At 55.4% G+C, this 24,205-nt stretch carries 24 protein-coding genes, 1 tRNA gene and 1 pseudogene; 13 read left to right on the forward strand and 13 right to left on the reverse strand.

Features of this window, described 5'->3' with window-relative positions; translation table 11 throughout:
• The first annotated feature begins 120 nt into the window (after positions 1 to 120).
• Entirely contained in the window at positions 121 to 501 is a 381-nt protein-coding gene (locus tag ACKFRX_RS04345) for a cold-shock protein (RefSeq protein WP_408928164.1), read from the forward strand.
• Here the strand turns inward: ACKFRX_RS04345 and ACKFRX_RS04350 are convergent.
• Both ACKFRX_RS04350 and ACKFRX_RS04355 read right to left on the reverse strand, forming a co-directional pair.
• Positions 498 to 1,076: a DUF2771 domain-containing protein gene (locus tag ACKFRX_RS04350; protein ID WP_086588970.1), complete on the reverse strand. Its 579-nt coding sequence runs from the start codon at positions 1,074 to 1,076 to the stop codon at positions 498 to 500. The genes ACKFRX_RS04345 and ACKFRX_RS04350 overlap by 4 nt on opposite strands.
• Positions 1,077 to 1,082: 6 nt before the next feature.
• A complete protein-coding gene (locus ACKFRX_RS04355; protein WP_408928165.1) occupies positions 1,083 to 1,847 on the reverse strand; it encodes a glutaminyl-peptide cyclotransferase in 765 nt (254 codons plus the stop codon).
• 38 nt (positions 1,848 to 1,885) lie between these two features.
• Here ACKFRX_RS04355 and ACKFRX_RS04360 point away from each other — a divergent pair, with 38 nt between their 5' ends.
• Genes ACKFRX_RS04360 through ACKFRX_RS04370 form a run of 3 tightly spaced genes read left to right on the forward strand, consistent with a single transcriptional unit; the run spans position 1,886 to position 4,823 of the window.
• Positions 1,886 to 2,554: a DUF3027 domain-containing protein gene (locus ACKFRX_RS04360; protein ID WP_408928166.1), complete on the forward strand. Its 669-nt coding sequence runs from the start codon at positions 1,886 to 1,888 to the stop codon at positions 2,552 to 2,554.
• Between the two features lie 49 nt (positions 2,555 to 2,603).
• Entirely contained in the window at positions 2,604 to 4,007 is a 1,404-nt protein-coding gene (locus ACKFRX_RS04365; protein WP_408928167.1) for an NCS2 family permease, read from the forward strand.
• 9 nt (positions 4,008 to 4,016) lie between these two features.
• Complete coding sequence (locus ACKFRX_RS04370; protein WP_408928168.1) at positions 4,017 to 4,823, forward strand: TrmH family RNA methyltransferase; 807 nt, start codon at positions 4,017 to 4,019, stop codon at positions 4,821 to 4,823.
• Here ACKFRX_RS04370 and ACKFRX_RS04375 read toward each other — a convergent pair.
• The 3 genes from ACKFRX_RS04375 to serC all read right to left on the reverse strand — a co-directional run bounded on the left by ACKFRX_RS04375 (position 4,784) and on the right by serC (position 7,725).
• Complete coding sequence (locus tag ACKFRX_RS04375) at positions 4,784 to 5,614, reverse strand: DUF6928 family protein (protein WP_408928169.1); 831 nt, start codon at positions 5,612 to 5,614, stop codon at positions 4,784 to 4,786. The genes ACKFRX_RS04370 and ACKFRX_RS04375 overlap by 40 nt on opposite strands.
• A gap of 2 nt (positions 5,615 to 5,616) precedes the next feature.
• Entirely contained in the window at positions 5,617 to 6,492 is an 876-nt protein-coding gene (sepH, locus tag ACKFRX_RS04380; RefSeq protein ID WP_408928170.1) for a septation protein SepH, read from the reverse strand.
• A gap of 114 nt (positions 6,493 to 6,606) precedes the next feature.
• Positions 6,607 to 7,725, reverse strand: coding sequence for a phosphoserine transaminase (gene serC, locus ACKFRX_RS04385; protein WP_408928171.1), 1,119 nt, complete (start codon positions 7,723 to 7,725; stop codon positions 6,607 to 6,609).
• A gap of 159 nt (positions 7,726 to 7,884) precedes the next feature.
• Here serC and ACKFRX_RS04390 point away from each other — a divergent pair, with 159 nt between their 5' ends.
• The 6 genes from ACKFRX_RS04390 (at position 7,885) to ACKFRX_RS04415 (ending at position 13,960) form a co-directional block, all read left to right on the forward strand.
• Complete coding sequence (locus ACKFRX_RS04390) at positions 7,885 to 9,177, forward strand: citrate synthase (protein WP_408928172.1); 1,293 nt, start codon at positions 7,885 to 7,887, stop codon at positions 9,175 to 9,177.
• Between the two features lie 123 nt (positions 9,178 to 9,300).
• Positions 9,301 to 9,660: an FKBP-type peptidyl-prolyl cis-trans isomerase gene (locus ACKFRX_RS04395; RefSeq protein WP_005323855.1), complete on the forward strand. Its 360-nt coding sequence runs from the start codon at positions 9,301 to 9,303 to the stop codon at positions 9,658 to 9,660.
• Positions 9,661 to 9,728: 68 nt separating this feature from the next.
• The gene (locus ACKFRX_RS04400; RefSeq protein ID WP_200287976.1) at positions 9,729 to 10,592 is read left to right on the forward strand and encodes an aldo/keto reductase; all 864 of its coding nucleotides are present in this window, start codon (positions 9,729 to 9,731) and stop codon (positions 10,590 to 10,592) included.
• Positions 10,593 to 10,883: 291 nt separating this feature from the next.
• Entirely contained in the window at positions 10,884 to 11,231 is a 348-nt protein-coding gene (locus tag ACKFRX_RS04405; protein WP_023022008.1) for a DUF485 domain-containing protein, read from the forward strand.
• Positions 11,231 to 12,874: a cation acetate symporter gene (locus ACKFRX_RS04410; protein ID WP_408928173.1), complete on the forward strand. Its 1,644-nt coding sequence runs from the start codon at positions 11,231 to 11,233 to the stop codon at positions 12,872 to 12,874. The genes ACKFRX_RS04405 and ACKFRX_RS04410 overlap by 1 nt, the downstream gene beginning before the upstream one ends.
• Before the next feature lie 39 nt (positions 12,875 to 12,913).
• The gene (locus ACKFRX_RS04415; RefSeq protein WP_408928174.1) at positions 12,914 to 13,960 is read left to right on the forward strand and encodes a hypothetical protein; all 1,047 of its coding nucleotides are present in this window, start codon (positions 12,914 to 12,916) and stop codon (positions 13,958 to 13,960) included.
• Positions 13,961 to 13,962: 2 nt separating this feature from the next.
• On the opposite strand, the gene ACKFRX_RS04420 is transcribed toward ACKFRX_RS04415, so the two are convergent.
• Both ACKFRX_RS04420 and ACKFRX_RS04425 read right to left on the reverse strand, forming a co-directional pair.
• Positions 13,963 to 14,955: a DUF1906 domain-containing protein gene (locus ACKFRX_RS04420; protein WP_408928175.1), complete on the reverse strand. Its 993-nt coding sequence runs from the start codon at positions 14,953 to 14,955 to the stop codon at positions 13,963 to 13,965.
• Between the two features lie 113 nt (positions 14,956 to 15,068).
• Positions 15,069 to 15,497 (reverse strand): OsmC family protein, encoded by a 429-nt coding sequence (locus ACKFRX_RS04425; RefSeq protein WP_408928176.1) that lies wholly within the window; start codon positions 15,495 to 15,497, stop codon positions 15,069 to 15,071.
• A gap of 374 nt (positions 15,498 to 15,871) precedes the next feature.
• Here ACKFRX_RS04425 and ACKFRX_RS04430 point away from each other — a divergent pair, with 374 nt between their 5' ends.
• The 3 genes and pseudogenes from ACKFRX_RS04430 to ACKFRX_RS04440 all read left to right on the forward strand — a co-directional run bounded on the left by ACKFRX_RS04430 (position 15,872) and on the right by ACKFRX_RS04440 (position 19,163).
• A complete protein-coding gene (locus tag ACKFRX_RS04430; RefSeq protein WP_408928177.1) occupies positions 15,872 to 16,462 on the forward strand; it encodes a hypothetical protein in 591 nt (196 codons plus the stop codon).
• A 409-nt stretch (positions 16,463 to 16,871) separates the two neighbouring features.
• Positions 16,872 to 17,039: pseudogene (locus ACKFRX_RS04435) on the forward strand (helix-turn-helix domain-containing protein); the annotation flags it as partial.
• 153 nt (positions 17,040 to 17,192) lie between these two features.
• Positions 17,193 to 19,163, forward strand: coding sequence for a Dam family site-specific DNA-(adenine-N6)-methyltransferase (locus tag ACKFRX_RS04440; RefSeq protein ID WP_408928178.1), 1,971 nt, complete (start codon positions 17,193 to 17,195; stop codon positions 19,161 to 19,163).
• Between the two features lie 58 nt (positions 19,164 to 19,221).
• On the opposite strand, the gene ACKFRX_RS04445 is transcribed toward ACKFRX_RS04440, so the two are convergent.
• From ACKFRX_RS04445 to ACKFRX_RS04470, 6 genes are all read right to left on the reverse strand, one after another.
• On the reverse strand, positions 19,222 to 20,973 hold the full coding sequence (locus tag ACKFRX_RS04445) for a restriction endonuclease FokI C-terminal domain-containing protein (RefSeq protein WP_408928179.1): 1,752 nt from the start codon (positions 20,971 to 20,973) through the stop codon (positions 19,222 to 19,224).
• A 702-nt stretch (positions 20,974 to 21,675) separates the two neighbouring features.
• Positions 21,676 to 21,751 (reverse strand) — tRNA-Arg (locus tag ACKFRX_RS04450).
• Between the two features lie 72 nt (positions 21,752 to 21,823).
• On the reverse strand, positions 21,824 to 22,105 hold the full coding sequence (locus tag ACKFRX_RS04455; protein WP_086588986.1) for a glutaredoxin domain-containing protein: 282 nt from the start codon (positions 22,103 to 22,105) through the stop codon (positions 21,824 to 21,826).
• Positions 22,105 to 22,635: a dihydrofolate reductase gene (locus ACKFRX_RS04460; protein ID WP_408928180.1), complete on the reverse strand. Its 531-nt coding sequence runs from the start codon at positions 22,633 to 22,635 to the stop codon at positions 22,105 to 22,107. The genes ACKFRX_RS04455 and ACKFRX_RS04460 overlap by 1 nt, the downstream gene beginning before the upstream one ends.
• On the reverse strand, positions 22,635 to 23,480 hold the full coding sequence (locus ACKFRX_RS04465; RefSeq protein ID WP_408928181.1) for a thymidylate synthase: 846 nt from the start codon (positions 23,478 to 23,480) through the stop codon (positions 22,635 to 22,637). The genes ACKFRX_RS04460 and ACKFRX_RS04465 overlap by 1 nt, the downstream gene beginning before the upstream one ends.
• Positions 23,443 to 24,201, reverse strand: coding sequence for a 3'(2'),5'-bisphosphate nucleotidase CysQ (locus tag ACKFRX_RS04470; RefSeq protein ID WP_408928182.1), 759 nt, complete (start codon positions 24,199 to 24,201; stop codon positions 23,443 to 23,445). The genes ACKFRX_RS04465 and ACKFRX_RS04470 overlap by 38 nt, the downstream gene beginning before the upstream one ends.
• Between the last annotated feature and the right edge of the window lie 4 nt (positions 24,202 to 24,205).

Here is a 24,205-nt window from a genome sequence, read left to right on the forward strand (position 1 = left end):
AAGTGGCAGATGTGATCTGTGACACATAGCGGGGGTGTGTCGCGTTAGCGTGCGTAACTTCTGTTGTTTTGACCAGGCGGCTAAGATAAGGATTTTCCCCTAGAGAAGAGGTGGGTACCTATGCCTATTGGCAAAGTGAAGTGGTATGACGCCGAGAAAGGTTTCGGTTTCGTCAGCAACCCGGGCGATGAAGACGTCTATGTCGGCCGCAACGTGTTGCCTAAGGGCGTAGAGGAGCTATTCCCAGGCCAGCGCATCGATTTCGATTTCGCGGCTGGTCGCCGTGGTCCGCAGGCGCTGCGCGTCAAGGTATTGGAAAAGCCGCGTCGTCGCACGCCGGCCCGCAAGCCCGAGGAACTCGGCAGCATGGTCTCTGATGTGATGACTTTGCTGGAGTCACAGATTCAGCCGGTGCTCAATTCCGGCCGCTACCCGGAGCGCAAGACCGGCCGCCAGGTAGCAGAAATCCTTCGCGCAATTGCGAAGGATTTGGATAGCTAATCAGAAGCCTTCGTGGATTCTTCCGCGGAGGCTTCTCGTTCTTTATCGGTCATCGTGGTGAGCGACCACACGGTGGCCAAGGGGGTTTCGTCACCGTTGTCATCGGTGCCGATCATCATGGAGGAAATCTCTACCACCTTGAGGCGGGGGCGCTTGCCGGTGGAGGCCTTGATGGGCTCTACCGAGCCGGGGATTGATACTTCAGTAGTCTCGTTCGCGCCGTGCGAGGTTTCATCATTGGCGGCGGGGTCATCGTAAATGGAGAGAATCTTCCACTCGTGATCAGAAATCTCTTCGGGGATGTCCAGCTTGAGGGTCTCGTCTTCCCCTACGGTGAGGTTCGGGACCTCGCCTTCTGGGCAATCGGTGCCGGGCTCGCACGCGATATAGGGGCTGACCTCGAGGGAATTATCGCCCACGGCGGCGGTCACCTTGATCTCGCGTGGATCTGGGCCCGGGCGCTGGTTCCACCAGTTCTGGAAGATCACTACGGCGGCGACGATGACTGCCACGACCACGATGAGGGCCAAGATCTGCAGCAGCGACTTTTTCCTTGCTTCCTTACGGGTTGCCATGGGCCTTTACCTTACTCGAACGTGGAAGAGTTCTTTCCACCGCTTGCCGGTAAGCCAGAACTCATCGTCTTTGATGTGGGCGATGCCGTTGAGGACATCATCGGGGTCGGTATAGCGGGATTTATCTATGGCATCGGTAGAAATCACGGCGGTCACGCGGCCGGAGGAGGGATCGATGCGGTAGATATTGTCATCCATCCACACATTGGCATAGACGGAATCGCCCACGCACTCCAGCTCATTGATGTCCTCGAGGGGCTTTCCTTCCAGGCTGACGTCGGTGGTCGAGCGCTCGGCAAAAGTTTCCGGATCCATATGCCGCAGGGTAGCGGAACCATCGGACATGAGAAGATCCTCGCCGTTATTACACAGCCCCCACCCTTCACCGGTGTAGGAGGCGGTATCGATCTGGCGCAGGTCCTGGTCGTATTTCAGGGCCTGACCGGACTTCCAGGTTAGCTGCCAGATGGAATCTCCGGACTGGGTGATGCCCTCGCCAAAGTAGCGGTTATCCAGGTGCGTTTCGGCTAAGGTTTCGCCGGTTTCGGGGGAGAAGCGTTCCAGGCGGGATTCGCCCCATTGGCCGGTGCCAAGGAGCAGATTGCCGTCCGGATCGGTTTCGAGGCCTTGAGTAAAGGAATTGGCCGGCAGGGAAGCGGTGCCTAAGACCTCGACGGAGAGGTGCTCAACTTCGGGTTCTGCAGGGGTAGAGGAACAAGCAACGAGGGTGCAGGGCAGGAGAATGCAGGCGGCGCGGGAAAGAAACGACATGCACCATATGTACCACCGGGTGCGTCCCATAATGAATAATGAGGGGCGTGAGTAAGCGAAAAGCAAATCCGTTGATCGATTCCCGCGCCGTGCGCATTGCGCGCGAGGCGCTGGATGAGGTGGGGGAAGGGGGCGTCGGCAAGCATATCGGCGTCGCTGGGATGGGCCGAAACGTTGCTACCCACCGATTTGAAGCAGAGATGCCTGGCTACCCCGGCTGGGAATGGCAGGCGGTGCTCGCATGTGCGGAGGGATCGCGCTACGTTACCGTCAATGAAGTGGCGCTGGTGCCGGGCGGGGAGGCTCTGCAGCCGCCGGAATGGGTGCCCTATGAGGATCGCGTGCGGCCGGGCGACCTTGGGCCGGGTGATTTGATGCCACCGGCCGTAGATGATTCCCGCCTGGACGGCGACATACTTTCCAAGTCCGGCTTGGACGACGCCAAGAAGCGCTGGCGCACCGAGCGTGGCCCGAATACGGATATGGCGGCCAAGGCGCGCCTGCAATGCCGCACCTGCGCGTTTTATGTAGAGCTGATGGAAAACTACGGCGTCTGCGCCAATGAGTATTCTGCGGACGGACGGGTAGTGCACTCGCGTTATGGTTGTGGCGCGCATTCGCAGACACGGGTGCGGGAAGAAAAGAACCCCGAAGTTGCCTTCGATGATGAAAAACCCATCTTCCAGGATTTTGATTTCGAGGATTAAGGCAGCACACTTATGGCGTAAGACTCGCTGTACGTGAAAGGCGCAGGCGTTGAAAGCCACTCTCGATCGCTACTTCCATATCTCTGAACGTGGTTCCTCCATTGGAACCGAGCTACGCGCGGGAACGGTCTCGTTCTTCGCCATGGCCTATATCATTCTCTTGAACCCGCTTATCCTCGGCACCACCGAGGATGCAGGCGGCTACGCGCTGGGCGTGCCGCAGGTTGCTGCCGCCACCGCGCTGGTCGCGGGCGTAATGTCTATCCTCTTCGGCGCGATTGCCAAATACCCCTTCGCCATGGCCGCCGGCCTGGGCATGAATACCTTCGTGGGCGTGAGCATGGTCGCCACCAGCGGGCTGACCTGGCAGGAATCGATGGGCCTGGTGGTTATCGAGGGCATCATCATCGTTCTGCTGGCCATTTCCGGTTTCCGCACCGCCGTCTTCGACGCCATCCCGCAGTCCATGAAGGCGGCGATGGGCGTAGGCATCGGCATGTTCATCGCCATGATTGGCCTTGTGGACGGTGGTTTTGTTACCCGCGTGCCGGACGCTGCGCATACCACCGTGCCGGTGGGCTTGGGCATTAATGGATCGATTTCCACTTGGCCGGCGCTGGTCTTTGTCATCGGCCTTATTATCTGTTCCTTCATGGTCATCCGGAACGTGCCGGGCGGGCTTTTTATCGCCATCGTGCTCACCACCATCATCGCTTTTATCGTGCAGGCATTTACCGGCTCCGAGGACTGGGGCATGGCCGCGCCCGTCAAACCAGAAGCGCTCGGTGGGATTCCGGACCTATCCATTGTGGGCGATGTGAACCTGGTAGGCGCCTTTACCAAGATCGGCGTGGTTTCCACCGTCTTGCTCATTTTTACCCTGCTGCTTACCAACTTCTTTGATGCGATGGGCACCATGACCGGCCTAGGCAAGCAAGGCAAGCTTGTCGACGCCGACGGCAACCTCCCCGATATGAAAAAGGCCCTCGTCGTAGAGGGCTTTGGCGCAGTGGCCGGTGGCTTAGGCTCTGCTTCTTCCAATACCGTCTTCGCGGATTCCTCCGCCGGCATTGCCGATGGTGCCCGCACCGGCCTGGCCAACCTCATGACCGGTGTTCTGTTCCTCGCCGCGATGTTTTTGACCCCGCTTTATGAAATCGTGCCCATCGAGGCCGCCTCCCCAGTGCTGGTCATCGTCGGCGTGATGATGGCCGCGCAGTTGACCGAGATTCGCTGGACCAAGATGGAAATCGCCATTCCGGCCTTCCTGACCATTGTGACCATGCCCTTTACCTATTCCATTGCCAACGGTATTGGCGTAGGCTTTATCTCCTTCGCGCTCATGTCCACCTTTGCCGGTAAGGCCAAGGAAGTGCACTGGATCATGTGGCTCTTGGCCGGCCTCTTCGTGATTTTCTTTGGCATGGATCCGATATCCAATGCCATCGGCTAGCCTAAAGGCATGCTGATTACTGACCCTGCGGACCCTCGCCTGGACGATATTCGGAACCTCAACAAATCCGATAAATCCGGCGAGGGTCTCGTCATTGCAGAGGGCCCGCTGGTGGTCTCCCGGCTGGCCGAATCCCGGTTCTCCATGCGTTGCTTGGTGGGCTTTCCTAAGAAGCTGGAAGCATACGTTTCCGAGTATGGCGAGCCTGAGTGCCCCATCTACGAGGTCTCCCGCGAGACCCTCGCAGAGGTAGCGGGCTTTGATATGCACCGCGGGCTTGTCGCCGCCGCGGACCGCGCCCCAGAGCCGGATCTGGGAGAGATTTTGAAGACCGCGAAAACCATCGCAGTGCTGGAGGGCGTGGGCGATCACGAGAATATTGGCGCAATCTTCCGCCACGCCGCCGGCATGGGGGTGGACGCGGTGCTGCTCGGCTCAGGGGCCGCAGATCCGCTCTATCGACGCTCGGTGCGCGTATCCATGGGGCACGTGCTGCGCTTGCCCTTTGCCCATTTGGAAGGCGGGTTCACCACGTGGCAGCGTTCCTTGCAGGCGCTTGCCGACGCCTCCTTCACCCTCATTTCCTTAACCCCCAACCCCCACGCGGTGCATTTGGCCGAGGCCATGCACGGCCTGGATAAGGTGGCCATGTTGGTCGGTGCGGAAGGCCCCGGACTTACCGAACACGCAATGAAGGCCACCGATGTGCGCGCACGCATACCGATGGCCCCTGGTACGGATTCCCTCAATGTGGCAACGGCCGCCGCCATTTCCTTTTATGAACGCCAGCGCTCCTTGAGCGACCTAAACGTCTGAGCGCCCCAATTGCCGATGAGGGAGCCCAGATGCTTCGCAGTGGAGATGATCTCCTCGCCAGTGGATTCCGGCTCGGCGCTGTGGTCCTCGTAATCGTCATAATCGTTCAGACCCAGCTTATTGGCCGATTGCGCGGCTAGTTCACCCACGGTCCGCTTCGGCTTCGGCGGGTCGATCTTTGGCTCTGGGCGGCCGTCAACCGCGTAGCCCACGACGTCCAGATCCGGGCCATCGTGTCCTACCTCGATGCCGAGCCAGTACTCCTGGGCCGCCTCCATGATGCCCTGCGGCTCGAAGGGCAGGGAAATGCCACCGATCGGTTCATACTTTTCTCCTGCCCAGTAGGACGCCTCGAAAGGCTCTGGCAGGCCGGTGTCTTCATAAAGGTGCTCGCGCGTAGCGCACAGGCAGCGCTTGAGCTGGCCGCCCTCCCACAGGGCGAAGCCGGCATAGCCTTCCTTTTCATTACTCGCCAGCGCAATGACGCGCTGGGCGGGGACCGCATTGAGTAGGGTTTCCGGCAGCTGAGAGAGGAGGACGGAGTCACCTTCGCACACCGTCTGTACCACGGTGATGCCGGGGTAGCCGCCGATGTAGTACTCATGGGGATCCGTCTGCGCGGAGCGGTTAAGCGGGAATTGCCCAATCGGGGTGACCGGGAAGGTCGGGTCTAATTGGGCGAGGAATTTTCGCCCAAAGCCGCGATCCGCCTTGGGTTCGGTCTTTAGCACCTCTTCTGCGTTGGGCTTAGAGATGTACCAGAGAGTGAGTACTGCGTGAGAGATGTCCACGATTAGTCCCTAGGGCGCTTGGTATTGGAGCGAACGCCGAGTAGTACGTCCTCCCAATGCGGAGTGACGGCCTTGCGGCGGCGCTTGGCGGGCTTTTCTTCCGGGGAGGGGTTCTGCAGGAACTCCTCTTCCTCTGGCTCTTCCGGCAGGGTGGTTGGCGCAGTGAGGTCAGTGACGTTGCTGGGCTGATCGCCGTCGATAGCTTCGTCGTAGCGGCCACTGCCCAACGAGGTCAGCGAGCGCACCGGCTGTACGAAGTCCGGGTCCGTTAGGTCTGCGGCCACCGAGTTGCGGGCCTCCACCGTGGCGGGCGAGGACATGGACTGCTTGAAGTACCACTCGGCCTCGTTCTCGGACAGTCCGGCCTTCCACGTCACGCGCACGATCCAGGCCTCGCCCTGGTGGCGGTAGGCGTCCCAGGTGGACTCGGACAGTGAGTGTCCGCGGGCGGCAAAGGCGGTGGCAAGAACCTCCCACAGGGTGAGCTTGGCTGGGCCATCTTCACGTACCGGATGAGCCTGCTTGGCAATCTCCGCGATGCGGTTGCGCTCCAGCATGACCGGGTAGGCGAAGGGCTCGATGCGGGACTCGGGCACGCCCATTTCTTCTGCCAGTTCCGCTGCGGAAGCACCGGCGCGGATGCGGTTTTGGATCTCCGCCGGGCGAATCTTTGCCTCTTCAACCGGCTCCGGTTTGGCGGGCTTGGCAAGGCTGATGGCGGGAGCCGCCGGCTCTTCTTCTGGGGTTTCCTGCTGCTCACCCTGCAGGACCTCGCGCAGTTCATCGGTGATGGAGAGGAAAAACTCTTCGCCGTCTTCGGTGCGCAGCACCAAAGAGGTTTCAGTCGATTCGCTGTCAACTGGGAACAGCTCGCGCATAATAGGGCGCTCCTTTTGCCTATCGACGGCGGACAATTCTGTGATGCATTCAACTATAACGTGAAAAAGCCCCACGGCCTGCGAGGCGGCGGGGCATGTTGAGAGAGTGATGCGTTACTTTGCATCCAAGACGTAGTCAATGCACTGGGTGAGCTTAGCGATATCCTCCGGATCAATGGCCGGGAACATGCCGATGCGCAGTTGGTTGCGGCCCAGCTTGCGGTACGGTTCCAGGTCCACGATGCCGTTGGCGCGCAGGGTGGCGGCGAGCGCTGCGGCATCGACGGAGTCTGCAAAGTCGATAGTGCCCACCACGAGCGAACGGGAGGCAGGATTTGTGACGAATGGAGTGGCCTCTGGGCGGGATTCGGCCCAGCGATACAGGGTGGTGGAGGACTCCGTGGTGCGCTTTACCATGCCGTCCAAGCCTCCGTTCTCATTCATCCACTGGATTTGGTTATCCAGCATGAGCAGGGTGGCAATCGCCGGGGTGTTATAAGTCTGGTTCTTGCGCGAGTTATCCACTGCTGTTTGAAGGTTGAGGAAGTTAGGGATATAGCGCTCAGAGGCGTTGATCCTTTCAATCCGCTCTAGGGCGGCGGGGGACATGGCGGCTAGCCACAGGCCGCCGTCAGAGGCAAAGCATTTCTGCGGCGAGAAGTAGTAGACGTCCGTGTCGGCGATATTTACGGGCAGGCCGCCTGCACCAGAGGTGGCGTCTACAACCACTAATTGTTGGTCGTTGCGCGGGTGTGGGCGGGTGACCTCTGCCATCGCACCGGTGGAGGTTTCATTATGCGCCCAAGCTACGACGTCGGCCTCCGGAGAGAGTTCGCGTGGATCGGGTGCGGTGCCCGCGGGAGCCTCCACGATGGACGGGGCATCAAGCCAAGGGGCACCCGCGGCAGACTTTGCAAACTTAGTGGAAAACTCGCCAAAGGTAAGGTGCGCGGAGTGGCGTTCAATGAGCCCGAAAGTGGCTGCATCCCAGAAGGCGGTGGCGCCGCCCACAGAGAGGACAATTTCGTAGCCTTCTGGCAACGAGAAGAGAGCGCTTAATCCTTCCCGTACCGAACCCACGAGGTTTTTGACCGCAGGCTTGCGGTGGGAGGTGCCCATAACCTCGGGGTCTATGGCCGCAAGCTGGTCGGGGCGAACCTTGGAGGGGCCGCAGCCAAAGCGGCCGTCGGCAGGCAGGAGATGGGCGGGCAGCGTAAGTTCTGGAGTGCTCATGAGTGTCAGTGTAGGACAGTTCCGGTCGAACGGCAGTTATTTTAGTCGACCGAAACTTGTAGGCGGCGTCACAAAGTTTGCTAAACTGTGAAGAGCTATCCAACTAGCTTCTTTAAGTTAGTGCCTAATAATGACTCTCACAAAGAGAAAGGAACTTCCGTGGCTTCTGAAGACAACAAAGTAGTGCTCCAGTACCCAGGCGGCGAGTACGATATGGACATCAAGCAGTCCACCGAGGGTGACTCCGGCTTTGACATCTCCAAGCTCCGTAATGAAACCGGACTTGTTACCTTCGACCCTGGTTACACCTCCACCGGTTCCACCGAGTCCAAGATCACCTTCATTAATGGTGAAGAGGGCATCCTGCGCCACCGTGGCTACGACATTGCAGACCTTGCAGAAAATGCTTCCTTCAACGAAGTTTCTTACCTCCTGATCAAGGGTCACCTGCCCAACGAGGAAGAGCTCAGCCACTTTAATAAGGAAATTCGCCACCACACCCTGCTGGATGAGGATTTCAAGGCCGCGTTCAACATCTTCCCGCGCAACGCACACCCGATGGCGGTGCTAGCTTCCTCCCTTAACATTCTCTCCGCTTACTACCAGGACCAGCTCAACCCGCTGGACCCAGAGCAGCTGGATAAGGCAACCGTTCGCCTGCTGGCTAAGGTGCCAATGCTGGCCGCCTATGCCTACCGAGCTTCCCAGGGTAAGCCTTATATGTACCCGGATAATAGCCTGAACGCCCGCGAGAACTTCTTGCGCATGATGTTTGGCTACCCAACCGAGGAATACGAGGTTGACCCGGTCGTAGCTAAGGCCCTGGATAAGCTGCTCATTCTGCACGCTGACCACGAGCAGAACTGCTCTACTTCCACCGTGCGCATGATTGGTTCCGCGCAGGCGAACATGTTCGTCTCTATTGCTGGCGGCATTAACGCTCTGTCCGGCCCACTGCACGGTGGTGCAAACCAAGCCGTTCTGGAGATGTTGGAAGATATCCAGAACAACCACGATGGTGACGCTACCGACTTCATGAACCGCGTGAAGAATAAGGAAAAGGGCGTTCGCCTCATGGGCTTCGGCCACCGCGTGTACAAGAACTACGACCCACGCGCTGCCATCGTCAAGGAGACCGCACACGAGATCATCGATCACTTGGGTGGCGACCCGATGCTGGATCTGGCCATGAAGCTGGAAGAGATTGCGCTGAACGATGACTACTTTGTCTCCCGCAAGCTCTACCCGAACGTGGACTTCTACACCGGCCTGATCTACCGCGCCATGGGCTTCCCGACGGACTTCTTCACCGTCCTCTTTGCTATCGGCCGCCTGCCGGGCTGGATTGCTCAGTACCGCGAGCAGCTGGAGATCAACACCAAGATCAACCGTCCGCGCCAGATCTACACCGGCGAGTCCCTGCGTAAGGTTACCCCACGTAACGAGCGCTAAAGCGCCCCGCGGGTTCGCCGAATTAAGCCGAATCGGGTGGTAGCACCTATAATAGGTGCAGCTCGGTTCGGTTTTTAATGCGACCGCACGAACAAACTAGATTTCCCAAGGAGAATAATCCCCATGGATAAGCCTGTTATTGAAGCCCAGTCTGGCCCAGCGCCGACGGACCTTGTCGTAGAAGACATCGTCGTCGGCGACGGTGCTGAGGCACAGCCTGGTGCCGTAGTGGAGGTCCACTACGTCGGCGCTGAATACGAGACCAACCAAGAATTCGATTCCTCGTGGGACCGTGGCCAGTCCATCGAGTTCCCACTGACCGGTCTCATTGCCGGCTGGCAGGAGGGCATTCCGGGAATGAAGGTGGGCGGCCGTCGCAAGCTCATCATTCCGCCGGAAAAGGCCTATGGTCCTGCCGGCGGTGCGCACCCGCTATCCGGCCGCACCTTGGTCTTCATCATTGACCTCATCCGCGCCGACTAAAAGCGCTCAACCCCAGGTTCGCCCTGGGGTTTCGTCGTTTTCGGCGCGGCTTTAAAAACTGCGGCACAATGGAGGGCATGACTGTGCCAACCGTAACTTTTAATGATGACCGCGAAATGCCCCAGCTGGGCCTAGGTACGTACAAGCTCTATGACGAGGAATGCATCCGCGTTATCCGTGAGGCCATCGATTTGGGCTACCGCCACTTCGATACCGCTACGCTGTACAAGAATGAAGAGGCGGTAGGCACCGCCCTCAAGCAGGCAATGGATGCCGGCGATGTCACCCGTGATGAGCTCTTTGTTACTTCCAAGGTCTGGCATTCCCACCACGGTGCGCACAAGGTAGAAGAGGCATTCCAGCAGTCGCTGAAGGATCTGCAGCTGGACTATCTTGACCTGTATCTCATCCACTGGCCGTGGCCGCAGGGTGGCCTATACAACGAGACCTTTGAGGCTATCGCCCGCCTGCAGGGTATGGGTCAGATTGCGTCCATCGGCGTGGCCAACTTCTACGAGGACGTGCTCAAGGACTTGATTTCCACCACCGGTATTTCTCCGGTGCTTAACCAGGTGGAGATTCACCCGGGCTTTACGCAGTCCGGTTTGCGCGCTTTCCATCACGATAATGACATCGTCACCGAGGCATGGGCCCCGTTGGCACGCGGGGTAGTGCTCAATAACCCAGTGATTGAGCAAGCTGCCGCTGACCATGAGGCCACCGAGGGACAGGTTGTGCTGGCTTATCTCATGTCTAAGGGGATGTCCGTGATCCCGAAGTCCGCGCGCACCGAGCGGCTAAAGGAAAACCTCGCTTCCACCGAGTTGGAGCTTACGGCGGAGGAAGTATCCGCCATCGATGCCCTGGAAGGCCAGGAGGGCTTTGGTCGCATGTTTAATGACCCGCGCGAGTTCCCTGGCGACGAGGAATAGTCTCACCCGCAGTTTAAGCCCCCTCACCGGGGGCTTTTCTTTTGTCAAGCGGCTGTTAACAATCTTCGCAAAAGGGGGGTTGTTTCCACCGATGGGGGTAGTTGGCTAAAGACGTTGATCCAGCTCGGCGGAACCTATCAGCTTGAAAGGGTGGAGAGGTGAGGTGTTTTCTTGGCAGAGTTCACAACCTTGCAGAAAATGTTCGGTAACTTACATGGAAACATGGATAGTGATTAATAACACATTATCTCGTGTGACCTAAGTTCCTCTCACCCAAGGAGACGAAGCTCTATGAGTGACGTAGCTGCAACTCCTGTCTCGCGCCGCGAACCCACCGGTAGCGAGTTCATCGCGATGCGCGACTCCGCCGAATTCGGCGAGCTGCGCCGTACCTACCGGAGTTTTACTTTTCCCATGACCGTGGCCTTCTTTGTGTGGTACGTGGTCTACGTTCTAGCTGCCGTGTTTGCCCCTGGCTTTATGGCAATCGAGCTTGGTGGCGGCTGGAATATCGGACTGGTTTTCGGCCTAGCCCAGTTCCTCACCACCTTCATTATCACGTGGATCTACGTGAAGTATGCCAATAAGAATATCGAGCCTAAGTCGGCCGCCATCCGTGAAGAGCTGGAGGGCATGTAATGATTACCACCACCCTCGCCGCCGAATCTTCCGCTGGCAATCCCATCTTGAATATCTCCATTTTCGGCATCTTCCTTTTCATCACCATGGCGGTGGTGCTGCGCGCCGGAAAGACCACGAAGAAAGCCTCGGACTTTTATACCGGCGGCGGCACCTTCTCCGGCCGACAAAACGGCCTAGCCATCTCTGGTGACTACCTCTCCGCTGCATCGTTCCTGGGCATCGTTGGCGCTGTGGCGCTCAATGGCTACGACGGCTTTTTGTACTCAGTCGGCTTCTTTGTTGCCTGGCTGGTAGCACTCATGCTCGTTGCCGAGCCCATGCGTAACGTTGGCCGCTTCACCATGGCGGATGTCTTGTCTTTCCGTTTGAAGCAGAAGCCCGTGCGCGTAGCGGCATCCATCGCCACCCTCTTTGTCACGCTCTTCTACCTCATCGCACAGATGGCAGGCGCTGGTTCTCTAGTGGCCGTGCTGCTGGATATCCACGATTTTAAGTGGCAGGCGGTCGTCGTGGGCGTCGTTGGTGTGCTCATGATTGTCTATGTCCTGGTCGGCGGCATGAAGGGCACCACCTACGTGCAGATGATTAAGGCCGTGCTGCTGGTAGCTGGCGTGGTCATCATGTGCTTCTTGGTCTTCATCGCCCTGCGCGGCGGATTTAGCACGCTGTTTAACAACGCCATTGATATGCACGCCGCCTCCGAGCAGATTAAGGAGAAGGGCTACGAGGCCAAGGACATCATGGCTCCGGGCCTGAAGTACGGCGCCACCACCGCCACCAAGCTGGACTTTATCTCCTTGGGCATTTCCCTGGTGCTCGGCGTGGGTGGCCTGCCGCACGTGCTTATGCGCTTCTACACCGTGCCTACTGCTACCGAAGCCCGCCGTTCTGTTACCTGGGCGATCGTCATCATCGGTGCCTTCTACCTCATGACCCTGGTCCTGGGGTACGGCGCCGCCGCCCTGGTTGGTCCGGATCGCATCCTCGCCGCGCCGGGCGGGGCTAATGCCGCGGCACCACTGCTTGCGCTGGAGATTGGCGGCTCTATCTTCATGGCGGTTATTTCCGCAGTGGCCTTCGCCACCGTGCTTGCCGTGGTCGCTGGCCTGGCCATTACCGCCTCTGCGTCTATCGCGCACGATATCTACCATGCGGTTATCCGCAACGGTAAGTCCACCGAGGCCGAGCAGGTTCGAGTTTCCCAGGCCACCGTGGTGGTCCTTGGCATCGTCTCCATCATCCTGGGCATTCTGGCCATGACCCAGAACGTGGCCTTCCTGGTCTCCTTGGCCTTCGCGGTTGCGGCTTCTGCCAACCTGCCGACGATCCTGTACTCCCTGTACTGGCGTCGCTTCAATACCGCAGGTGCAGTGGCCTCCATGTACACCGGCGTGGTGTCCTGCTTGGTGCTCATCTTCTTCTCCCCAGCAGTTTCCGGTTCTGAGACCGCCATGTTCCCCGGTGCGGACTGGGCTATCTTCCCGCTTTCCTCGCCGGGCTTGGTATCCATTCCGCTGTCCTTCTTTGTCGGCTGGTTGGTCTCCATCATGACCAAGCCAGACGACTTGGAGGAGCTTTCTGCAGAAATGGAAGTCCGCTCGCTTACCGGTGTAGGGGTGGAGGCACCCGTCCAGCATTAATTGCCTAGATAGTGCACTCAACCGGTAACATGTATCGACGTGTTTAGAACGTCGTTGACTCGCAAGGCGGCATCAGCCAAGGCTGGTGCCGCTTTAGCCGTATGTATGCTCGCCTTGACCGCCACCGCGTGCAGCACCAGCGAAAGCGATAGCGGCGCGCTTGCCGACGCCCCCTCGGGCGCAACAGACACCAACCGCGACGTCCCACCAGAAATCAATGAGTTTCTAGAAGGCGATGAGGGGCGCTCCGTTACCTATATTCGCCTGCATGATGGCATGCATATGGGTTCTGCCTCAGAGCACGAGGCCCGTCCGGCACTCAGCCTCATCAAGCTCTATATCGCCACCTACGTCATGGAAAAGGGCGAGTACGAAGATAAGTATGAGGCGCTGGATATGATCGCTAGCTCCTCCGATAAGTCCGCCGAGGACCTTTTTGAAAAATACCCAGAGTCCATCGACACCATTGCTGATGAATTCAAGTTGGAATCTACCAAAGCCGGCGAGAAGTGGGGCTACTCGCAGACCTCTACGTATGACGTCGCCAGCTTCATTTCGCAGCTCATCGAGCGCGATGAAACCCACCCAGTGCTCGTAGCCATGGCGCATGCCGATCCCATCTCTGAGGATGGGTACCAACAAAACTATGGCACCGCCAAGCTCTCTAACGTGGTGGGCAGCAAGTGGGGCTGGTCCAATGATAAGTCCATCAACTCTTCCGTCTCCTTTGGCGAGAACTTCGTAGCCGCAGCCTCAATCAATGGCTCGTCCGATGAGCTTACTGATTATGTAAAAGATGAGGTCACCGGAAAGGCTCTGGGCAAGGCTACCGAGCGTTTCCTCAAGTACAAAGACGGCGAGGATGTGTCGCCGATTGAAACCACTACCTCGGAGACCTCCGCCACGTCCTCCAACAAGAAGGATAAGGACGAAAAGTCCGACAAGGGGAAGAAGGATAAGACCTCGTCCAAGGAGCCCACCAGCGAATCGACTACGTCCAAAAAGAAGGATAAAGGCAGCTCCGATAAGAAGTCCGCAGATAAAAAGAAAGACTCAGAGAAAACCTCCGAGCCCTCTAAAAAGTAGTACTACCTCGCCTTAGCAACCGTTTCTGCGACGATCTTCGCTAGCTGGCTAATTTGATCGTTGCTCAAGGTTTTGCCATTGAAAATTACGCCATCCGCAGTTACCTGCGGTAGCTCCGGCAGCTCCGGGTGCTTGCTCTGTAGCTGCGAGCTCAGCTGATTTACCAGGTCGGACGAGCCATTGCTCGGCGCCGTGGCCTGCGGCTGAGTCTTTGGCTGTGGTTTCTTAGTGGCTGGCTTTTTCGCCGATGCAGGTGCTGCGGACTTGCCCGGTGTCCACTGTCCCCAGTCATCGGCGTAAACCTCGTTAACGTCTACGATGACGCCGCCGATGGTCTGCTGTTTGCCGTGCGGCAGCTGGTGAATAGTGGTGCGCGGGTGAATCTTGCCGTTAGAGCCCCAGTCATGCATCCAGAAGTACTTGCCGATGCCATCCTGGATTGCCCACTCGATGGTGTTGTAGTTGCCGTAGATGCCCGTCTGGTAGCCGGCCAGCTCCAGCGTCTTGGAAAACGCCTGCAGGTATGGGCGGATCTGGCGGGTGTACTGCTCGCGGGTGGGGTTATCGTCGATAGCAATGTAGATAGGGCGGTTGGTTGGGCCGCCTGCCTTCTTGTGCAGCGCAATCGCCTTCGGTGCATGGACTGCTGCACCTGCTGCGCCCTGCTTCCAATCCGCGGTCTCCGCGCGGCCGAATTGGTATACGGATGCGGTGGGCAGTCCTGCTGCCGCATTGGCCTTGGTCTCTTTCAAGGTCACCGGCTTGCCGGCCATCCACGCTGCGTCTGGGCGTTTGTCGGAGACATACCGAATCGCACCCATATGGCCGGCCTTCTTAATCGCCTGCGGGGAAGGAACACCGGCAGAATAATCAATGATGGTGCCGCGCACCGGTCCGAGCGCTGCCGCATTCGGAGCGGCAGCACCGATGGCGCCTGCGGTCAGGGCGAGAGCGCCGACCTTAAAAAGGCCGCGACGGGAGAAAGATGGTGACATGTTGAGCTCCTGCAGTAATCACATTTGCCACAATAGTTAACAATTGCACCATAGCAAGAGGTCTAGCGCCCCAGCCGGAGCGCAACCGCATGTCGCGCTTTTACTTAGTAGTGCTATTTCGAGTCATTGCTAAACAACACTCGTGTGGGATTCTCAACCGTGCGCGATACCGTGCAGTCCTTCTCATGGGAGATGCGAATCAGGTTGTCCACGAGCTTGCGTGCTTGGTTGCCCTCGGGTGTATCCGGGAACGATAGATCGAACCCCACGCGAACCTCCGACAGGCGCGATGCCCCGTCCTCATTTACGCGGTCGCCTTCCACATGCACATCAAAAGAATCCGGCTCCGCGCGCCGGGATGTCACCACGTCCACGTCTACGGCGGAGCACCCCGCAACGGCCGCAAGCAAGAGCTCAACAGGGGAGAGGCGCCCCTCACCACTGCCAAACTCAATGCTTGCTCCCGCGGAATTGGTAGCTCGATACTTAGCTGTATCAAGGCGGGTGAGATCTATGGCATATTGCTTCGTTACTTCAGACATGGGGTCAGCTTAGGGGAAAGAACATGACATTTATTTGAGCTGAATGCCGGTTGTTTAGGTGTGAAAGCCCAGTGTCCACGGGGTGATTGTCGACGCGTTTTCTTTTATGGGGTAGGTCAACTTCAATGATGTAGAGCTTAAGCTGATTTTCACTGTACTCATGCGCGTGGCCTCGAAGTGAACTGCCTTGGTGGTGTGGCTAGTTCAGGCATTAAAGGTAATCGATTGGGGCCAGTGTATGCACATGGTTCATGGACTATAAACGGAAAACCAAAAGCCTTGTGGGGGCCGCTAAATTCCGTAATATAGGGAATGTTCACTTAAACGAATTGAATAGCTAACTTAAACGAATTGAATAGTTAATTGGAGGAATTTTGATCTCAACAATCTTTGGCGCATTTATAGGTGCGGTTCTATCTTATTTTGTCGCCTACCTTTTCGAGAGACGAGGGGAAAACCAAAAAAGGGAAGAAAGGAAGAAGCTGGGCTTATTTTTGTATAGGTTGGGAATGTATATTTCGAGTGATGATGAGGTGCGCTCCGCAACCATGAAAATACGCCGAGGAAAGCCCTTGATCGATGGTACAGCAAGTCCAATAATGTCAATTGGCTTCAAGGAAGACCTTTATCAGAAGGTTGAGTCAGTGCGCGTAGCCTTTCGTTATAGAGCTTCTACCGAGGATTTTGGCTTTCGGACAAAGTGGCTTGTTGAAAAAGACAGGCACGGGGCGCTTATTCATGCAGCGTTTGTCTCAGATAGCGACGAGAGCTCCGGACGGTGGAAGCCGGGAGGCCTATCGACTCAAAAAAGCCTTGAGTTCAAAGTGGATGGATTGGTTGAGGGCGCGGATGAGGTGCTCGTAGCGTATAGGTTTAACAATGGAGACCCCAGCCTGGAAGAGTTTTTTCCTGTTTCGCCATTTTTTTCAATGCCAGATTACCGGCCTGTTTTTCTGGACGAATAATCCCCGGTTACAGTGCAATCTTTTAGGAACCGTGTAACGGGATTCTTTAGCCAGTTGAGTTGCACCGAATCTCGTTCCTAGGCTCATGTAGCGATTTCTAATAAATCCTATGGAAAGTTCTGCTTTCAAAATTTGGATTCGCTCTCGAGAGGATTTTTATCCCGAACTTTGGTGGGGCCTAGTCTGACAGCGTCGATTGAACTGCTCCCCATAGTTGGACTGAGAAATCAGTTACCCACTAGTGGGGAGCAGTTGTATTTATATATGTAGTTCGTTGTCGGCGGGATAGCGGGAAGAATTGGTGGCTCTTTTCGAGCAGGGTTGTAGTTACTGGGCCGCAGCTCATCGTGTTGGTGTTGGTGTTTATCCAGTCCGTGCTTTGTTTCGTCGGTTCTTGCTCCATGGCAAGCTATGTCTTGTGGAAAAGCCTTCAAAGCAGCAGTACTCCTTCGAGATTAAAAAGGAAGTTGTTCAACGCCATCTAGCTGGCGAGTCGAAGATGGATCTTGCCCGTGAGTTTGGTCTGTCGCCGGATCAAATGGTCGGATATTGGTCGCGAAAATGGTGGAAAGGCGGTGTTGATGGAGTCTGCGAAATGATTCGGGGTAGCAAGTATTGATTGGAGCCGAGTTTGCCTTATGTCCTCCGGGAGGGGCGATTTAGAAAAGGAGACACCAAGAGCGCTAGTATGTATATTCCAGAAGGATGTAAACGGATGTAGGGGTTAAGTATGAGATATATTGGTTCTAAAAGGCTGCTAATTGACGAAATTGACGACATATTGTGCCGACACCTAACGGGGGATGAATCGTCCTTTCTCGATCTGTTTGGTGGAACCAATGTGGTAGGAAATGCGTTCAAAAAAAAGTTCACCATATACAGCAACGATTTGCTCTACTTTAGCTATCTGCATGGAAAAGCAACTCTAGAAAACAATACGAAACCCAGCTTTAGCAAGTTAAAGGCAAGCGGCGTAGAAAAACCGCTGGAAGTGCTTTCATCGCTTGCCGAGAAGAGGCTAGAATCCCATGAGGTGGGATATTATGAGATGGCATACTCTCCTACTGGTGGGGCAAACTACTTTACTGTCGATAACGCAAAACGAATTGATGCGATTCGTGAGACGATCGATTACTGGCATGAAAATGCGCTATTGGGCGAAGTGGAAAATGCCTATCTAGTGTCATCCTTAGTTCAAGCTCTTCCGCAGGTAAGTAATATTACCGGGACTTATGGCGCTTACCTTAAGCGGTGGGATAAGAGAGCGTTGAAATGTTTGGAGTTGGAACCCTTGCAAGTATGGGACAACTCCAAGCCTAACAAGAGTTTCAACGAGAACGCCGAGGATCTAGTTGCGAGAATACAAACAGATGTAGTCTACATCGATACTCCATATAATAATCGTCAATATGCATCCAATTACCATGTGCTGGAGAACGTAGCCCGTAACGGGCATCCCGAATTGAGGGGAAAAACGAAGATCTTCGACTGGTCCGATCTTAAAAGCGATTTTGCAACGCAAAGAGGGGCTTTTTCCGCGATGCGTCGTCTTCTGGAGAATGTGCACTCTAAGCATTTAGTCTTGAGCTACAACAATGAGGGGATTATTCCCGAGAGCGATCTTCTAGGGCTTCTTGAAGAGATTTCAGTAATTGGCAGCTTGGAAGTTAGGAGAATTCCATACCGAAAGTATAAATCCAAAAAAATATCTGGGAGGGATGGGCTGTACGAGATTCTAGCTTATTGTAAACCCAGGACAGGCCTGAATATGTCACGCTTATCCTCCGATGGGAGGGGACAAAATGAAGAGTTAACGTCCTGGATTCCAGCTGAGGGGAGACTACTTAAGAGTCCGCTGAACTATGTTGGTGGTAAGTATCGACTGTTGAAACAAATCCTCCCACGCATACCCGCTGGTATTGAAACGTTTGTCGAGCCTTTTAGTGGTGCTGCGAATGTGGGGATCAATGTCCCGGCAAGGAAGCATGTCTTAAATGATATGAATAGCCGACTGAACTCCATGTTTCGCTATTTTGCGTCTGTTGAAGATGCTGATCAGCTAATTGCTACCATTTGGAGAAGGATTTCCGAAGCGGGACTCAGTAAAACAGATGAAGAAGCCTTTAAAACTTTTAGGCAAAAATATAATTCGGCCCCGAATCCACTCGACCTTTTTATATTGACGTGCTACAGCTACAACTATCAGTTGAGGTTTAACAGTCGGATGGAGTACAACAATCCTTTTGGCCGAAACCGAAGTTCCTTTACCTCAAAGACAGAGAGAAACCTAAGACGGTTCATTGCCAGATTGCACGAAATGAATGTTCAGTTTACTGACAGGTATTTCCAGGAAATGGATTTTTCGAAATATGGGCCCCAAGATTTCGTTTATTGTGACCCTCCGTATCTCATTACTACTGGTAGCTATAATGACGGGAACAGGGGGTTTCGAAATTGGGGTGAGGTCGAAGAGGCTGAACTTTATTCGCTCTTAAAAAGGCTCTCTCATCAGGGTGTGCGCTGGGCATTGAGCAATGTCACGGAACATAAGGGGCGGAGAAACCAGCTTTTGCTAGACTTTATTGAATCGCAAAATGCTAACGTTTATAGGCTGAACTTCGGATATGGAAATTCTTCCTACAATACTTCGAAGGGAGGGAGCGCCGAGGTATTGGTGACGAATTATAGTGCAGTAGATTAAACGTCTCTTAGTGCTCCTCGAAGCGGAGCACTAAGAGACTGAATCATCGGGGCTGGTATCACTTCTGATTCCAAAAAATGATTTGATTTTGCAGAGCTGCTTCAACGTCACTCAACTCTAGCTTGTGTTTTTGCACCAAGTCGGCTCCGATGAGTAGCTGTTCTACATCCAAAGCACCGCCCGTACATTTTGTTCGGTGCGAAGTGCTTAGGAGCTGAGGGCTAAAAGAGTCTTTAAAGTTTGAAGAGACCCAAAGAAAATGGTGTGCATCGCTGGGGATTCCTGCAGCATAATTTTCCCACCACTTGGTGGGGTTCCGCTCATCATCTCTCAATTGATTGTCTTCAATATATCGAACCATTTCGTCTTCTTGGCTAATGCTCTTCCCATAGCCACCGCTGTAGGCTTTGGTGTCAATGGTTATGCCGAAATCATTAGTGTAGATAATTCCGTCTGGTTTTCGGGAGCCTCCCAAAAATTTTCCTTGAAAACCATAGACTTTTGTAAATAAATCGACGGTCATCATTTCAAAGTCTCGATTTCGATTTCCGTCGTAGGCCATATCTATTAGCTCATAATATTTTGGCTCTAGGTCAGTCTGTGCCATTATCTTCTCCTTGAGCCGCAGGAACTCTGCTTCTCTTTGCACGGGGGTATGTACAACCGTAGGGATTGAGAAGGGGGCGAAATTATCCTTTAGTTCGAAATGAGAGGGGGTCTCTACAATCTTAAGTCCGAATGTATTTAGACCTTTGATGTCGTTCTTGATAACCGCAATGTCGTCAGTGTACCCCTTAGACTCGAGGTACTGAAAGAGGGATCTCTTTGACGAGCTTTTGTTGAGAGAGGTGAGAATTTCTGCTCTACGTGAGCGGGTGTAATCGCTTTCTGCAGAGCCTACTGCTAGAAATTCCCAGGTGAGATATTTCTCTACTACGCTATTGCTCGAACTGCCCTGAGCTTTACGTAGAGCATGTTCTCCGGCCCCCGTAATTGAATACCTCGGGAATCCAGTACACTTTTCGCCCAAGTTGTTTAGGAAATAGGATCGGGAAGTCTTTACGAAACCTACTTTCTTGAGCCACCCTGCGATCATTCGTGCATATTTGTCGCTCGTTCCTTCGATGTCCTGTCGAATCTTTTTGATTTCGGCTTTGTCAGAGCAAGATTCAATCCATTCCATCATCAAATCTTCTGGGTACGACGTGAAACCTTTTTCTCCTTTGAAACCGAGCTTGCTGCCAATTTTAAATTTGGTTGCAGGAGTTCGAGACTCTGAAAGGATTCTCAAGACTTGGACGGCCGGGGGATACCGTAAAAAGGCTTCTTGTAGAATTTGTTTTTCTTCTAGACTTCCTTCTTCGACTCGCGAAAAACGGAGTCCCCTGTCCGTTATCGTGCACGTGTCAGTATCTCGATCATGACGAAGGAAATCCAAGCTAAGTGCCCAGCTTAGATACCCTGCTGCTGTCCAATTGTCTGTCCAGGTCTTTCCCGTGGTTTTAGCTGATTGAGATTGGATAGAGACCTGTATGAGTGCATCGGCAACAGCAGCCTTTCGGGATATGTTTCTTTTTCCGTTTTTATCTCGTTTGGAACCCACGAGCGCTGAATAGGAGAACTGCTTTGCTCTCTTCTCCAATAATCCAAGCAACTCTTGCTTTGTTTCTTCAAAGGGGATTAGCTCAGGGACCAGGTGCTTCCGTAAATTATGATAGTGCTTCGATTCTGGATCGAAGATTTGAGTTGTACGCTTCAAACTGGAAAAATTCGATGGGTTCTGTACCCAGCCATAAGTTCTAGTGGGCATCAAGTCTCCTGCGTCTTGCCGATCCTCACGCGGAAGGATAGGAGCATTACTAAATATTCTAAGACTCTAATCTTAGTGCAAACTAATTGTAGATACTGACTTTTCGCATAGTCTTTCCAGCTTCGGGTGGTTTCAGCACAATGCTTTTGGAAATAGTCAATTTCTGACGACTTGCTGAACGTATGGAAATGGAAGGGGATCTAGGGGCAGATCGGCACTGTCCAGTAGCGAGAAGAAATTGGCGAGAAACTTTCTTGGATTAAAACTGGTTGAAGGCCACCAGTCTAAGGAGCATGCATCCACGATGCTGCGAGAATTATGCTGGAAGGCTTCGCATGGTGCCCCAGCAGTGTCTGAGTTCATGATATTTGACGCTTATGGTTGCCTTGCCGTGTTGGGTGACGCTTGACTGATGAGTCGGGACATGTTTGGCACTATGAATAGTTCTAACCGAGATATGGCCATGGTCAAAGCTGTACGTCTTCAAGACCGCAGCCTAGTGGCGCCGACACAAAGTGTGGACACTTAGGACCTAAGGCCCCTTCTAAAACCTGAGAGAGAAGTGCCCCGACTGTTGGGCGTAAGTGTTCTTTACAGCGTCTTGGTACTGCTGCTTGGAACAATGGCCCCTTGCACTGTCCGTCCGATCGAAGAAACCGGCACCCAGGGCACAACAAAAACGAAAAATCTCGAGACTTCACATGGTGCCCCAGAGTGGATTCGAACCACCGACACCGGCTTTAGGAGAGCCGTGCTCTATCCCCTGAGCTACTGGGGCGGGGAGTTGCGTGTGCAACTTGGCTAATCATAGCAGTGGGGCAGGGGCGCCCCGAAATGGCTGGGGCTTGGGTTAGCTCTCCGCTAGTTCTTTCTGCTTATTGCGCACGGAGGAAGCTGGTGGGTTGGTCTCGTGAGTGCCGTCGGAGTAGAGGACGGTAGGGATGATGCGGTTGCCGTCGTTGACAGACTCAATCCAGGCGTTGATGTCCTCGGTGTTGTCGGCCTCGACGTCGACAAGCTCGTACGGGGTTTCGGTGCGGTCTAGGTTTTTGATGAGCTTGGCGCAGAAGGGGCACCAGTCGGCGTAGAAGATGGTGACGTCGGAGTTGGTTTCTGGGGTAGCAACGGACATTAGGCTGCATCCTTTCGGTCGTAGGTTAAAAAGCGGTATTTGATGGGGAGATTGCTGGCTTCTTGGTCGGGTAGGGCGAGGTGCCCCTTGGCGGAGGTGAGCCAGTCGGTGCTGTGGGCGAGGCCGAATTCTTCGGGGATTTCGGGGGCGTAGATGGATTTATCGCCATAGGTGCTTCCGATATTGACGCCCATGAGGGTGACCTCAATGCGGTCGACTTGGTCCAAGGTGGCGGTGTAGATTTGGCCGCCGCCGATGACCCAGGCGTCGGAAAGCGGGGGCATAGCGGTGATGACCTGCGCGCCGGCGGACCACTGGCCGGGTGTGCGGGAGGAGAGCACGTAGTTCTCGCGGCCGGGAAGCGGGCGGAACTTGGGGTTCAGCGACTCCCAGGTTTTTCGGCCCATGATGACCGGCGCGCCCATGGTTACGTCCTTGAAGTGCTTGAGATCCTCCGGAACGTGCCAGGGCATCTGCTCGCCATCGCCAATGATGCCGTCCAGGGACTGTGCCCAGATTGCGCCCAACATTAAACGGACACCTGTGCCTTGATGGTGGGGTGGGGGTCGTAGCCCTCAATCTCAAAATCGGCGAAGTCATAGGAGAACATGTCTTCCGCCTTGTGAAGGTTGAGTTGCGGGTAGGGGCGCGGCTCGCGGGACAGCTGCTCTTTGACCTGCTCCACGTGGTCGTTATAAATATGGCAATCGCCGCCGGTCCAGATGAGCTCGCCCACTTTGAGGCCGGCCTGCTGGGCAAACATGTGGGTCAGCGCCGCGTAGGAGGCGATATTGAAAGGAACACCTAAGAACATATCCGCCGAGCGCTGGTAGACCTGCATGGACAAGGTGCCATCGGCCACGTAGAGCTGGAAGAGCAGGTGGCAGGGCATCAACGCCATCTTGTCTAGCTCCGCGACGTTCCATGCGGAGACTAAGTTGCGGCGCGAGTCCGGATTGTTCTTCAGAGTATCGAGCGCCTGCTGAATCTGGTCAATGTGCTGGCCGCCCGGGGTGGGCCAGGAACGCCACTGCACGCCGTAGACCGGGCCCAGCTCGCCATTGTCATCTGCCCACTCATTCCAGATGCGGACCTTATTGTCCTGCAGGAACTTGATATTGGATTCGCCCTTGAGGAACCACAAAAGCTCGCCCAGCACCGCATGGAAGTAAACCTTCTTGGTGGTTAGCAGTGGGAAGGACTCGGCCAGGTTATAGCGCAGCTGCGCACCAAAGATGGAGCGCGTGCCGGTGCCGGTGCGATCGCCTTTGGGGGTGCCGGTCTCTAGGACCTTCTTCAGCAGATCCTCGTACGGGGTCTCAATCATGCGCACTAGTTTAGAATCCGCCGTGCTCTGCGGCAAAGGCCTGGGCATGCTCCAGGATTTCATCCTTGAGCTCGGGGCGGCAGATGAGGATATCCGGGATGAACGTGTCCTCATTATTGAACCGGATTTCGGAGCCATCGAGGCGGCAGCAGTGCAGGCCGGCCGCCTGGGCGACGCCCACCGGAGCGGCCTGATCCCACTCGTACTGGCCACCGGCGTGGATATAACCGTCATAATCGCCCAGCAGCACGTGCATGGCCTTGGCGCCCGCGGAGCCGACGCCCACGACTTCATAGCCCATTTTCTCCGCAATATAGCCGGCTACCTTGGGCGGGCGATTGCGGGAGACGACGAACTTCTTAGACAGCGGGCCGGTGACCGCCCGGACGTCCGAGGACTTGAAGGTAACGCCGAGATCCGGCAGGCCCACCGCCGCGTGGATGGGGATACCATTTTCTACCAGGGCGATGTGCACGGCCCAGTCTTGGCGGCCGGTGGCAAATTCCTTAGTACCGTCGAGCGGATCCACGATCCACACGCGGTCCTTCTTCAAACGGGCCAGGTCATCGGCGGCTTCCTCAGAGAGCATGCCGTCCTGGGGGCGGTGCTGTTCAAGCACGCGGGCGATCCATTCTTGGGCGGCTTCATCGCCGGCGTCGCCAAGCGAAAGGCCCCGTAGCAGGCCCCCGTTGCGCACGCCTTTCAGGATCTCGCCGCAGCCCTGGGCGAGGGAATTGGTCAGGCGGGAATCAGAAATCTCGACGGTCATGGTG

Source organism: Corynebacterium tuberculostearicum, assembly GCF_046097465.1.
Classification (GTDB): Bacteria; Actinomycetota; Actinomycetes; order Mycobacteriales; family Mycobacteriaceae; genus Corynebacterium; species Corynebacterium tuberculostearicum_I.

What these genes read in the sequence shown, in the direction of transcription:
- ACKFRX_RS04350 (WP_086588970.1), bottom strand. Translation starts at nt 1,076, where the DNA reads ATGGCAACCCGTAAGGAAGCAAGGAAAAAGTCGCTGCTGCAGATCTTG.
- sepH (WP_408928170.1), bottom strand. Translation starts at nt 6,492, where the DNA reads ATGCGCGAGCTGTTCCCAGTTGACAGCGAATCGACTGAAACCTCTTTG.
- ACKFRX_RS04440 (WP_408928178.1), top strand. Translation starts at nt 17,193, where the DNA reads ATGAGATATATTGGTTCTAAAAGGCTGCTAATTGACGAAATTGACGAC.
- ACKFRX_RS04460 (WP_408928180.1), bottom strand. Translation starts at nt 22,635, where the DNA reads ATGTTGGGCGCAATCTGGGCACAGTCCCTGGACGGCATCATTGGCGAT.
- ACKFRX_RS04400 (WP_200287976.1), top strand. Translation starts at nt 9,729, where the DNA reads ATGGAGGGCATGACTGTGCCAACCGTAACTTTTAATGATGACCGCGAA.
- ACKFRX_RS04410 (WP_408928173.1), top strand. Translation starts at nt 11,231, where the DNA reads ATGATTACCACCACCCTCGCCGCCGAATCTTCCGCTGGCAATCCCATC.
- ACKFRX_RS04370 (WP_408928168.1), top strand. Translation starts at nt 4,017, where the DNA reads ATGCTGATTACTGACCCTGCGGACCCTCGCCTGGACGATATTCGGAAC.
- ACKFRX_RS04355 (WP_408928165.1), bottom strand. Translation starts at nt 1,847, where the DNA reads ATGTCGTTTCTTTCCCGCGCCGCCTGCATTCTCCTGCCCTGCACCCTC.
- ACKFRX_RS04420 (WP_408928175.1), bottom strand. Translation starts at nt 14,955, where the DNA reads ATGTCACCATCTTTCTCCCGTCGCGGCCTTTTTAAGGTCGGCGCTCTC.
- ACKFRX_RS04395 (WP_005323855.1), top strand. Translation starts at nt 9,301, where the DNA reads ATGGATAAGCCTGTTATTGAAGCCCAGTCTGGCCCAGCGCCGACGGAC.
- ACKFRX_RS04405 (WP_023022008.1), top strand. Translation starts at nt 10,884, where the DNA reads ATGAGTGACGTAGCTGCAACTCCTGTCTCGCGCCGCGAACCCACCGGT.
- ACKFRX_RS04470 (WP_408928182.1), bottom strand. Translation starts at nt 24,201, where the DNA reads ATGACCGTCGAGATTTCTGATTCCCGCCTGACCAATTCCCTCGCCCAG.
- ACKFRX_RS04360 (WP_408928166.1), top strand. Translation starts at nt 1,886, where the DNA reads ATGAGGGGCGTGAGTAAGCGAAAAGCAAATCCGTTGATCGATTCCCGC.
- ACKFRX_RS04445 (WP_408928179.1), bottom strand. Translation starts at nt 20,973, where the DNA reads ATGCCCACTAGAACTTATGGCTGGGTACAGAACCCATCGAATTTTTCC.
- ACKFRX_RS04425 (WP_408928176.1), bottom strand. Translation starts at nt 15,497, where the DNA reads ATGTCTGAAGTAACGAAGCAATATGCCATAGATCTCACCCGCCTTGAT.
- ACKFRX_RS04345 (WP_408928164.1), top strand. Translation starts at nt 121, where the DNA reads ATGCCTATTGGCAAAGTGAAGTGGTATGACGCCGAGAAAGGTTTCGGT.
- ACKFRX_RS04465 (WP_408928181.1), bottom strand. Translation starts at nt 23,480, where the DNA reads ATGCCCAGGCCTTTGCCGCAGAGCACGGCGGATTCTAAACTAGTGCGC.
- serC (WP_408928171.1), bottom strand. Translation starts at nt 7,725, where the DNA reads ATGAGCACTCCAGAACTTACGCTGCCCGCCCATCTCCTGCCTGCCGAC.
- ACKFRX_RS04455 (WP_086588986.1), bottom strand. Translation starts at nt 22,105, where the DNA reads ATGTCCGTTGCTACCCCAGAAACCAACTCCGACGTCACCATCTTCTAC.